We start from the raw sequence: 9,596 nt of genomic DNA, 5'->3' as shown, positions 1-9,596 counted from the left end.
TCTGTCGTTATTTCTATAATATTCTGTTATACTGAATCTGGTATAACGAATACTGATTTTCTGCTATACCAGAAAATTTATACGGGAGGTTTTTTTATGATCCACACATTAGAAAATGAAGAACTCCGCATCCGGATCAACGATCTGGGCGCAGAATTATCTGAAATTTATGACAAGACAAATGACCGTCAGGTTCTCTGGGATGCCGATCCTGCCTACTGGAAACGCCATGCGCCCATTCTTTTTCCAAATGTAGGACGCTGTCATGCAAACCAGTATCGGATCAACGGCAGATCCTATTCTATAGGACAGCACGGATTTGCCCGCGACGCAGAATTTCTGTGTACAGAAAGCTCCGATACAACGATCACCCATATACTGGAAGCTTCCGAAAAAACCAGAGAAGTCTATCCTTTCCTTTTCCGTCTCTCCGTTACCCATGAGCTTTGCGGACGTGATCTCAGGGTTTCCTGGAAAGTAGAAAATCTGGACAGCGAACCTATTTATTTCACAATCGGAGGACATCCCGCATTCCGTGTGCCGGTTCTTCCGGATACTGCGCAGGAGCAGTATTTCCTCACCTTTGACGGTCAGGAAGAACTGACTTTAAGTATGCTTGATCTTTCCACCGGAACTGTGATCCCGGAAAAAACAGACAGGCTCTCTCTGAAAAATGGAGTCTGCCATATCACTCCTGATCTTTTTGATAATGATACCCTGATCTTTGATAACGGACAGGTTGAAAAAGCAGGAATTTCTTTCCCTGACGGTACCCCATATGTGGAAGTGACCTGCAAAGGTTTTTCTAATTTTGGTATCTGGAGAGCTCCCGGAGCTCCTTTTGTCTGCCTGGAACCCTGGATGGGACGATGCGATAACTCCGGCTTCACAGAAGAACTGTCACAGAAACCCGGAATTAATCAGGTTGCAGCTGGAGAAGAATTTTTCCGTTCTTATACGATTTCCATGAAATAAGCATCTATAATAAAAGGGGGGGACGGTCCCACAGACCGCCCCTTTCAAATCTGAATCTTATTTACTCTGCCCAGCACACAACTGCATCCCGCAGAAACTGTGCACATCCGGATATGCTTCTGTCATAATATTCTGTGAAACGTTCATCCGCCACATACAGCTCCGCAATCCCTTTATGTTTCCTGACATCATAGCTGTTTCCGGTCAGGGTAAGCCATCTTTTATGAAGAGTTGTAATCTCCTTTCCAATTTCCTCTTTTGGATCTGCCTGACTGGTCACAGCTGTTTCCAGCAGTCCCTGGATCCTCTGTCCCAGCTCCGTCCATTCCTGATATTGTTCTTTTGTGAGGTTCATCACCGTGTTCTGCATCTTATCTACCTGAGCATCGCCATATTTTTCCCGGGACTCTTTTCCATAATATTTTTCATGCTCCTCTACTGCATGTTTCTTAAACGCTTCAAATTTTTCCTGATCGTTCATGATCTCATTCCTTTCTTCTGCTTTGATCGTAATCTTCAGTGAGTGGATCAGACCTTCCAGCTTCTGCCTTTCTGCCTCCAGAGCGGTCAGGTGGCCTTTCAGCGCAGCCAGACGGTCAAAGGAGGGATTGTCCAGGCATTCCCTGATCCGGGCAAGCTCCACCCCCAGCGCCCGATAATAAAGAATGTCCTGCAGACGGTCTACTTCCCTCTTTCCATAATAGCGGTATCCGCTCTCCGCTACTCTAGAAGGCTTCAGCAGCCCAATCTGATCGTACCATCTCAAAGTGCGGGTGGACACTCCGGACAGCTTTGATAACTCCTGGATTGAATATTCCATCTTTTGCTCCTGTCTGCCTTTTCAGGCGAATATTCTAAGGATTTCCCGTCCTTATTAAGATCATAGCAGTTGACGCAGCGTCAAAGTCAAGACCTTTTTATCCCAAAATACGAATCAGTCCCAAAATTGTCAGATGTACCGGATAAAACCAGTAAAAAAACCATTTGGAAAACTTTCGATTTTTCTCCGCTCTTTTTCCATTGTACAGAAAAAGAATGCAGATTCCTGCAAGCGCGGGTCCCACCATGCTTCCTAGCATATAGACCACATCTGTCATAAGGGAAAATCTTCCCATTCCTCCCAGAAAATTAAATCCTCCAAAAATCAACGTTCCTGTAATAAATGCTTTTTTCTTTGCATCTTCCGAATTTCCCGCACGGACAAAAAGAATAGTAAATACCGGCGCAAGGATCGCCCAGTCACTGAACATAGACACAAATACCAGCCCTGCAATGCACAAAGTCCTGATTACAGGATCTGTCATTTCTTTCATTGCCTTTATAATCAGAAAACATAAAAACAAAGTAAAAAGCATGTTCATCCCCACAAAGTCAAGAATCCCCTCTGAAGTAAATGCCAGACAAAATGGGATCTGGGAAATCAGCGCAAAAAGAAGCAGTCTTTCTCCGTATTTTTTTACAGATCTGGTATATCCATAGCCTTCCACCAGAAAATAGCACATGACCGGAGCGGTAAAATAGCCTGCATCCAGAAATATCTCTGCAAGAAGGGTTCCAGGTTTCATAAATACCATGGAAATGTGGTTCAAAAGCATCGTGGCCATAGCAATATATTTTATGGTATCCCGGTTCATTTTTCTTTCTGTCATCTTTTCATACTCCTCTTCCCGGCTCCCCTACAGAAACAGTTCATTTTCTTTTCTTTCCTCAAAAAGCTTTGCCATTTTTGTTTCAGCTGCCAGAAGTACCACTTTATTTAATTTGCGTACATTTTTCGGACAGACTGCAATGCAGCGCATACAGGCAATACATTTCTTTTCATCTACTTTCTTCACATCTTTTGGATCAATGGCACCTACCGGACAAAACCGTGCACAGTATCCACAGGAATTGCATCCTCTTCCGGGTTTAGGAATAAACGGGATTGTTCCAAGTTTTTTGTACGGATGATTTCCAGGAACCTTCACATCTTCCAGGTCTGTCTTCTGCTCCAGCTTTTCCCTGAGTTTCTTTCCAAACTCCTGAAGTTCTTCGGTGTCTCTGGCATCCGGTCTTCCTGCTGCAAACTTTCTCATGATCGAATGCTCTGCCACTGCCGCCACTGCTCCATAAATGGCAAAGCCTGCTTCTTCTGCCTTATCCTTTAATTCTATAAGCGTATCCTCATAAGCCCTGTTTCCATATACACATACCAGAACTGTCTTTGCCCCGTTTCCTCTCATCTGAACCAGACGTTCTGCGGCAGTCTGAGGAACCCTTCCTCCATAAGAAGGCATAGAAATAAAACAAATATCCTCTTTCTGAAATTCATAATTTCCATAATCATCTTCTGCAGAAAGAAGACTGATTTCCTTCTTTTCTTTCTGATAGCCTTCCATCAGAATATCTGTAACCTTATCCGTACCTCCTGTTGGGCTGAATGTAATCTCATATACTGCCATTTCTGTTTCCTCCTTATTATGTGTGTATCTGCACCTGAAGGCATACCCCTGAGTAGTTCCTCCTTTTGTGCATGTTTTCTATACAGTATACTCTAACGACCTGTATCTTTCAAATCTTTCATCCTGTCTATTTCTGTACTTTTGTAAAAACCTGGGCGCAAGTTTCCAAATAGCTCTTGACAGAGCACCCTAAACAGTGTACTTTTTACAGTGAAATGAAAAAATCAAATGATGAGGTGTGAACACATGCAGAATTTAAAACCGATCAAAGAAGGTAAGGTACGTGAGATCTACGACAACGGCGACAGCCTGATCATGGTTGCTACTGACCGCATCAGCTGCTTCGACGTGATCCTGAACAACGAAGTTACCAAAAAAGGTACTGTACTGACACAGATGTCCAAATTCTGGTTTGACATGACAGAGGATATTTTGCCAAATCATATGATCTCTGTAGATGTAAAAGACATGCCGGAATTTTTCCAGCAGGAAAAATATGACGGAAAATCCATGATGTGCCGTAAACTGAACATGCTTCCTATCGAATGCATTGTCCGCGGCTACATTACAGGAAGCGGATGGGCAAGCTATCAGGAAAACGGAACTGTCTGCGGCATCAAACTGCCAGAGGGACTGAAAGAATCTGATAAACTCCCTGAGCCTATCTACACACCATCTACAAAGGCTGAAATCGGAGATCATGATGAAAATATCTCCTTTGAACAGAGCATTGACCACCTGGAGAAATTCTATCCGGGAAGAGGACGTGAACTGGCAGAAAAACTTCGTGACAACACCATTGCCCTGTACAAAAAATGTGCTGAATATGCACTGAGCAAGGGAATCATCATTGCAGATACAAAATTTGAATTTGGTCTTGATGAGGATGGAAACATGGTGATCGGCGATGAAATGCTGACACCGGACAGCTCCCGTTTCTGGCCTGCTGACGGCTATGAAGCGGGACACGGACAGCCTTCCTTTGACAAACAGTTTGCCCGCGACTGGCTGAAAGAAAATAAAGGCCATGACTGGACACTTCCTCAGGAAATCGTGGACAAGACCATTGACAAATACCTTCAGGCATACAAAATGCTGACAGGTGAAGATCTGAAATAAATTTCACCAGCATAAAAAGAACACTGGAAGGATGCTCTTTTCCGGACATCCTTTCCGTGTTCTTTTTTAGTTTCTGAATATTTCCTGTGATTCTGCAGTGTTATTCAGATATTCCCCTTTCCCAGTTCCCAGAAAGCAACTGCACTTGCCGCTGCCACATTCAGGGAATCAACTCCATGGGACATAGGAATCTTTACTGTATAGTCGCAGTCTGCAATAGTCTGTGCTGCAAGTCCGTCTCCTTCTGTTCCAAGGATTACCGCCAGTTTCTCTTCCTCCAGCAGTTCCGGTGCGTCAATTCCCACAGAATCATCACAAAGAGCCATCGCCGCAGTTTTAAATCCCAGATCCCGAAGAATTTCCATTCCTTTTTCCGGCCAGGATATTTTTTTATCAAAAAAAGTCCAAGGAATCTGAAAAACCGTTCCCATGCTAACTCTTGCAGCCCTTCTGTATAAAGGATCGCTGCAGCCCGGTGTAAGCAGTACCGCATCCATATGAAGAGCTGCCGCTGACCTGAAAATTGCTCCTACATTCGTTGGATTAACTACATTTTCCAGTATAGCGATCCGTCTGGCATTTTTGCAGACTTCTTTCACAGAAGGAAGGCTCTTTCTCTTCATAAGGCAGAGAATCCCTCTTGTCAGAGCATATCCTGTCAGCTTTGTAAGCACCTCATATTCCGCTGTATAAACCGGGAGTTCAGGAAATCTGCTCAAAAGCTCAGAAGCCTCTCCCTTCAGATCTCTGTGCTCCACCAGAAAAGATACCGGCTCATAGCCCGCATTCAAGGCTCTTTCTATAACCTTTGGACTTTCTCCTATAAATAATCCCGGCTTTGGTTCATAATATCTCAGAAGCTGCAGTTCTGAAACTCTTGCATAAGCATCCAGCTCCGGGGCATTAAAATCTGTAATTTCTATCCAGTTGTTCATGTTTACTCCTGACTTATTTCTTTTTGATCCTCAGCGTACGCAGATATGCTTTCTGCTCCGGCGTGATCCGATAGCTTTCACAGGCTTTCTGGATCGTCTTGTTATGAGTCCATACATCCAGTTTCTGCTTTTCTATATAGGGAAGAATTGTTTCATATTGTTTTGCAAGGGCAGTGGCAAAATACCAGGCGATCATCATATTCACATAATACTCTTCCGACCGTATCTCCGATACCATCCGAGGATATTCTTCCCTGAAATCCTCATCCAGATAATGCTGCATCAGCATTCCAATCCCATACCGAACTGTATAAACATGATCTGACACGATCCAGCGCCGGACAGATTCCAGCAGCTTCTCTTTGTGCTTTTTAAACACCTTGGGCGACGTCATGTCACAGGTTGCCCAGTTATTTATATATGGAAGGAATTTTTCCAGTTCTTCCACACACTTTTCATACTCCTTTATCTGTTGGATCAGAAATCCATGGACATTATTCTCCTCATAATATTGATGAGGAAGATCATCCAGAAATTCCCGAATCTCAGGATCCTTTGCCAGTTCTTTTACATATTTGCGGAGCTCCGGAACCCGTACTCCTATTACAGTATCCTTATCTACATCCGGCATCAGTCGGGAATGAAAATCTCTGTAAGAAAGATCCTGCATAAAAAAAAGATCTTCTCTTATTCTTTCGGTAATGTGTTTCCCCATAGCTTTCTCCCTTTTTCTTTATGAAATACCATTATTTTATCATTTTCTCCTGCAGAATCAATACCCTTGCCGAAACATATCTTTATATTTCAAGTACAAACCATACTGCTTTCCTGCTGAATAAAAAAGCAGGTACAAATGCAGAAACGGTCTTGTCCTGCTTCCATACCTGTTTTTCACATTTTTCGTTTTAATTTATTTTATGTTTGTCCGCTTTAAAAAAGCTTTTTGTTTCTTTGACCACTATGCCGCTCAGTGCAAACATAGCGACCATATTCGGAAGGGCCATCAGTCCGTTAAAAATATCCGCAATAGTCCATACCGCACTCACCGTCATATATGGTCCGATAAATACTGCAAGAATATAGATCCATCGGTAAGTAAGAATCGTCCTCTTATTTCCCTTTGTCAGATATTCCAGACATCTTTCACTGTAATAGTCCCATCCAAGAATCGTGGTAAATGCAAAGAAAACCAGACAGATCATAAGTACAAAGGAAGAAATCTGCGGCGGGATCGGAAGTCCGTGCTGGAATGCGTAGGTAGTTACCTGCACACCTTCGATTCCTTCTACCTGCCATGCCCCTGTAAGTACAATGGAAAGCCCTGTAAGTGTGCAGATCACAATAGTATCAATAAAAGTACCTGTCATACTTACCAGACCCTGACGTACCGGCTCCTTCGTCTGTGCAGCGGCTGCTGCGATAGGTGCGCTTCCAAGGCCTGCCTCATTGGAAAAGATCCCTCTGGCAACACCTTTCTGCATTGCTACCACCATAGATCCTACCACACCTCCTGTTACTGCTGAAGGCTGGAAAGCTCCTTTTACTACTGTAACAACTGCTCCCGGTACTGCTTTAATATTGAAAAGAATCAGACTAACACTGAATATCAGATAGATCACAGCCATAAAAGGCACAATAACCTGACTTACTGTTGCGATTCTCTTGATACCGCCGATCAGAATGGCCGCTACACAAAATGCCAGAATAAGGGAGGATATTACCACTGCCCATGAATATTCTCCAAGAAACGGAATATTTACACAATTGGCCTTTTCCGGATCAAAAAAGTTCTGTACTGCACTGGAAATACCATTAACCTGACTGAAGGTACCAATTCCAAAAAGGCCCACACAGACGCCGAAGAAAGCAAATACCTTTCCCAGCCATTTCCATTTTTCACCCATTCCGCGTTCAATGTAATAAAATGGTCCGCCAAGGCTGTGTCCATCCGGAGCTACCACACGGTATTTTACTGCCAGAAGCCCCTCAGCATATTTGGTAGCCATACCAAAAAACGCTGCCAGCACCATCCAGAACAAAGCGCCCGGACCTCCGGTACATACAGCTGTTGCCACACCAACGATATTTCCTGTTCCAATCGTCGCGCTTAAAGCTGTACACAAGGCTGCAAAGCTGGAAATCTCGCCTTTTCCGCCTTTTTCATTTTTGAACATCCATTTTAATGCAAGGGGAAGACGCCGGATCTGAAGAAGACCAAGACGTACTGTAAGAAGAATACCGCCGGACATAATGAGTACCATAAGAGGCACACCCCATACAAAATCGTCCACGGCTACCAAGAATTGATTAATCATGCTCCACATTGTAAAAAATCTCCTTTTTTATAAAGTTTTACAGCATGGGGGATTAAATCAGATCATTCCTGAAGCATACTCTGTCCTTTTGCCTGAGAGATTCAAGACGCATCCTGCGCCGCTTGCACCTTCGGCCCCTGTTTCAACAGGTGTCTCCAGAGAAACGATCCATTTGCAGTTTCTGCCCGAAATACGGGTACCTGAGAGTTTTACTCCTTCGGCGGACAAAATGTCTCTTTCCTGCAAACTTCACCTCGTAATTGCTGTCACTGCACTATACTATAACGCTAAATTGCTAATTCGTCAATGGAGAGATTGTATTTTATCTCATACAATCTCTCCAGTAAATTCCTTAATGCTCCTCCGACATCGTTCTATGTCTTCTGGTTTTGCAAATCAATTATGTGCCGGAACTGCTTCTTTTTTGTCTTCTGCTTTTTCATTTTTCCGGTCCAGGCTGGCAAAAAATCCTGCGATCAATGTACCGGAAATAGAATGCCATACACAGGATACTGCACAAATGATCGCAGATTCCGGCGCACTGGCAAACTGAGCAGTTGTTGTTGCCAGATTCGTTGCAAGTCCGGCATTCTGCATTCCTACCTCAATGGAAATCGTTCTTTTTTTCGCTGTATTCATACCGGTCAGCTTTCCTGCTCCATATCCAAGAAGATACCCCATTCCGTTATGAAGAAGAACCGCTGCAAAGATCACAACACCTGAAGTAAAGAAGTTTGCTCCCTGTGAAGAAATCACTCCTCCTACAACGCAGGCCAGTCCAAGGACTGCCACTCCCGGCATGATCTTCTGGATATCCTGAAAAGTCTTTTTCTTACCCAGAAGATAATTCAAAAGAAATCCCACTGCGATAGGAAGAATTACAGTTTCAATGATAGACACAAACATAGGCAGCCCTTTGATGCTGATTCTTGTACCACTTGCAAGAAAAGAAACAAGAAGTGGTGTCATTACCGGTGACAAAAGAGTAGACACCGTTGTCATACCAACAGAAAATGCCACATCTCCGCCACAAAGATAAGACATAATGTTAGAAGAAACACCTCCCGGACAGCAGCCGACAAGAATCAGTCCCAACGCAATAGCATCCGGCAGATGAAGCACCTTGCTGATTCCAAATGCCAGAAATGGCATGATCAGATACTGGGCAGCTGCACCGATACAGATATCCAATGGCCTCTGGGCAAGGATTTTGAAATCTTCTGTAGTCAAAGTCAGTCCCATACTGAACATAATAATTCCAATAATAAGAGACTGACTGGTAAATTTATTCCCAACCATATCTGTAAAAAGCTGATAATTCACCCAGCCCATCATTACAGGAACAAAAAAAGTCACCACTGCAATAGCGATTACCACTGCTGAGGTATAATCCGACAGAAATTTACTTGCTTTTTGTAATGCTTTCATCATAGCGCCTCCGTTCTGTGAAAACACCTGTTTCGGCATTCCGGAAGAGGCTGAAAAAAATCCCCTCCGGCAAATGCCGGAAGGGACGAATAAAATCCGCGGTACCACCCTTGTTCTGCAAATTTCTCTGCAGCGCTTACGTACTTCATACGTTTTCCCGGTAACGGGGGATTCCGGCATGACTTACTGCAGTTTCAGTCAGCTCCTTCGAGATGATATCCTGATTTCCCGGTATATCTGCTTCACACCTGCAGCAGACTCTCTGAAATACCTTATGGAATACGGCGTTGTTCTCTTCTTTGGATTTTGGTGCTTTATCACATTAATCTGTTGTTTTTTATAACAGTTATTATAGTCCTATTTTTTTAAATGTCAAGCATTTT

General features: G+C 43.5%; 9 protein-coding genes, 2 riboswitches and 1 other annotated feature. Of the genes, 2 read left to right on the top strand and 7 right to left on the bottom strand.

Features of this window, described 5'->3' with window-relative positions:
• Positions 1 to 96 precede the first annotated feature (96 nt).
• Positions 97 to 975, top strand: a complete 879-nt coding sequence (locus tag RDS42_RS08625) for an aldose 1-epimerase family protein (RefSeq protein WP_308783300.1) — start codon at positions 97 to 99, stop codon at positions 973 to 975.
• A 61-nt stretch (positions 976 to 1,036) separates the two neighbouring features.
• On the opposite strand, the gene RDS42_RS08620 is transcribed toward RDS42_RS08625, so the two are convergent.
• The 3 genes from RDS42_RS08620 to RDS42_RS08610 all read right to left on the bottom strand — a co-directional run bounded on the left by RDS42_RS08620 (position 1,037) and on the right by RDS42_RS08610 (position 3,416).
• Positions 1,037 to 1,795 (bottom strand): MerR family transcriptional regulator, encoded by a 759-nt coding sequence (locus RDS42_RS08620; RefSeq protein ID WP_308783299.1) that lies wholly within the window; start codon positions 1,793 to 1,795, stop codon positions 1,037 to 1,039.
• 97 nt (positions 1,796 to 1,892) lie between these two features.
• Entirely contained in the window at positions 1,893 to 2,624 is a 732-nt protein-coding gene (locus RDS42_RS08615) for a TraX family protein (RefSeq protein WP_308783298.1), read from the bottom strand.
• A 27-nt stretch (positions 2,625 to 2,651) separates the two neighbouring features.
• Entirely contained in the window at positions 2,652 to 3,416 is a 765-nt protein-coding gene (locus tag RDS42_RS08610) for a 4Fe-4S binding protein (RefSeq protein WP_308783297.1), read from the bottom strand.
• A gap of 246 nt (positions 3,417 to 3,662) precedes the next feature.
• Between RDS42_RS08610 and RDS42_RS08605 the strand changes: the two genes are divergently transcribed.
• A complete protein-coding gene (locus RDS42_RS08605; protein ID WP_308783296.1) occupies positions 3,663 to 4,535 on the top strand; it encodes a phosphoribosylaminoimidazolesuccinocarboxamide synthase in 873 nt (290 codons plus the stop codon).
• 104 nt (positions 4,536 to 4,639) lie between these two features.
• Here the strand turns inward: RDS42_RS08605 and RDS42_RS08600 are convergent, their stop codons facing one another.
• The 4 genes from RDS42_RS08600 to RDS42_RS08585 all read right to left on the bottom strand — a co-directional run bounded on the left by RDS42_RS08600 (position 4,640) and on the right by RDS42_RS08585 (position 9,213).
• The gene (locus RDS42_RS08600) at positions 4,640 to 5,470 is read right to left on the bottom strand and encodes an RNA methyltransferase (protein WP_308783295.1); all 831 of its coding nucleotides are present in this window, start codon (positions 5,468 to 5,470) and stop codon (positions 4,640 to 4,642) included.
• Positions 5,471 to 5,483: 13 nt separating this feature from the next.
• Positions 5,484 to 6,185 carry a DNA alkylation repair protein gene (locus RDS42_RS08595; protein WP_308783294.1) on the bottom strand — a complete coding sequence of 234 codons (702 nt, stop codon included), beginning with the start codon at positions 6,183 to 6,185 and terminating at the stop codon, positions 5,484 to 5,486.
• A gap of 190 nt (positions 6,186 to 6,375) precedes the next feature.
• The gene (locus RDS42_RS08590; RefSeq protein ID WP_308783293.1) at positions 6,376 to 7,794 is read right to left on the bottom strand and encodes a sodium:alanine symporter family protein; all 1,419 of its coding nucleotides are present in this window, start codon (positions 7,792 to 7,794) and stop codon (positions 6,376 to 6,378) included.
• Between the two features lie 61 nt (positions 7,795 to 7,855).
• Positions 7,856 to 7,954, bottom strand: a riboswitch (glycine riboswitch).
• A 9-nt stretch (positions 7,955 to 7,963) separates the two neighbouring features.
• Positions 7,964 to 8,038: riboswitch (glycine riboswitch) on the bottom strand.
• Positions 8,039 to 8,181: 143 nt separating this feature from the next.
• On the bottom strand, positions 8,182 to 9,213 hold the full coding sequence (locus RDS42_RS08585) for a bile acid:sodium symporter family protein (RefSeq protein ID WP_308783301.1): 1,032 nt from the start codon (positions 9,211 to 9,213) through the stop codon (positions 8,182 to 8,184).
• A gap of 78 nt (positions 9,214 to 9,291) precedes the next feature.
• Positions 9,292 to 9,522: a binding site (T-box leader), on the bottom strand.
• Positions 9,523 to 9,596: the final 74 nt, after the last annotated feature.

This window comes from uncultured Blautia sp. (genome assembly GCF_902497045.1).
In the GTDB taxonomy this organism is placed as follows: Bacteria; Bacillota; Clostridia; order Lachnospirales; family Lachnospiraceae; genus Blautia_A.
The sequence above is the reverse complement of the archived record's forward strand: the minus strand, read 5'-3'. Positions and strand labels throughout refer to the sequence as shown.

Bases quoted from the DNA above. Each gene is read 5' to 3' on its own strand.
- RDS42_RS08600 (WP_308783295.1), bottom strand. From the start codon at position 5,470: ATGAACAACTGGATAGAAATTACAGATTTTAATGCCCCGGAGCTGGAT.
- RDS42_RS08585 (WP_308783301.1), bottom strand. From the start codon at position 9,213: ATGAAAGCATTACAAAAAGCAAGTAAATTTCTGTCGGATTATACCTCA.
- RDS42_RS08610 (WP_308783297.1), bottom strand. From the start codon at position 3,416: ATGGCAGTATATGAGATTACATTCAGCCCAACAGGAGGTACGGATAAG.
- RDS42_RS08615 (WP_308783298.1), bottom strand. From the start codon at position 2,624: ATGACAGAAAGAAAAATGAACCGGGATACCATAAAATATATTGCTATG.
- RDS42_RS08595 (WP_308783294.1), bottom strand. From the start codon at position 6,185: ATGGGGAAACACATTACCGAAAGAATAAGAGAAGATCTTTTTTTTATG.
- RDS42_RS08605 (WP_308783296.1), top strand. From the start codon at position 3,663: ATGCAGAATTTAAAACCGATCAAAGAAGGTAAGGTACGTGAGATCTAC.
- RDS42_RS08620 (WP_308783299.1), bottom strand. From the start codon at position 1,795: ATGGAATATTCAATCCAGGAGTTATCAAAGCTGTCCGGAGTGTCCACC.
- RDS42_RS08625 (WP_308783300.1), top strand. From the start codon at position 97: ATGATCCACACATTAGAAAATGAAGAACTCCGCATCCGGATCAACGAT.
- RDS42_RS08590 (WP_308783293.1), bottom strand. From the start codon at position 7,794: ATGTGGAGCATGATTAATCAATTCTTGGTAGCCGTGGACGATTTTGTA.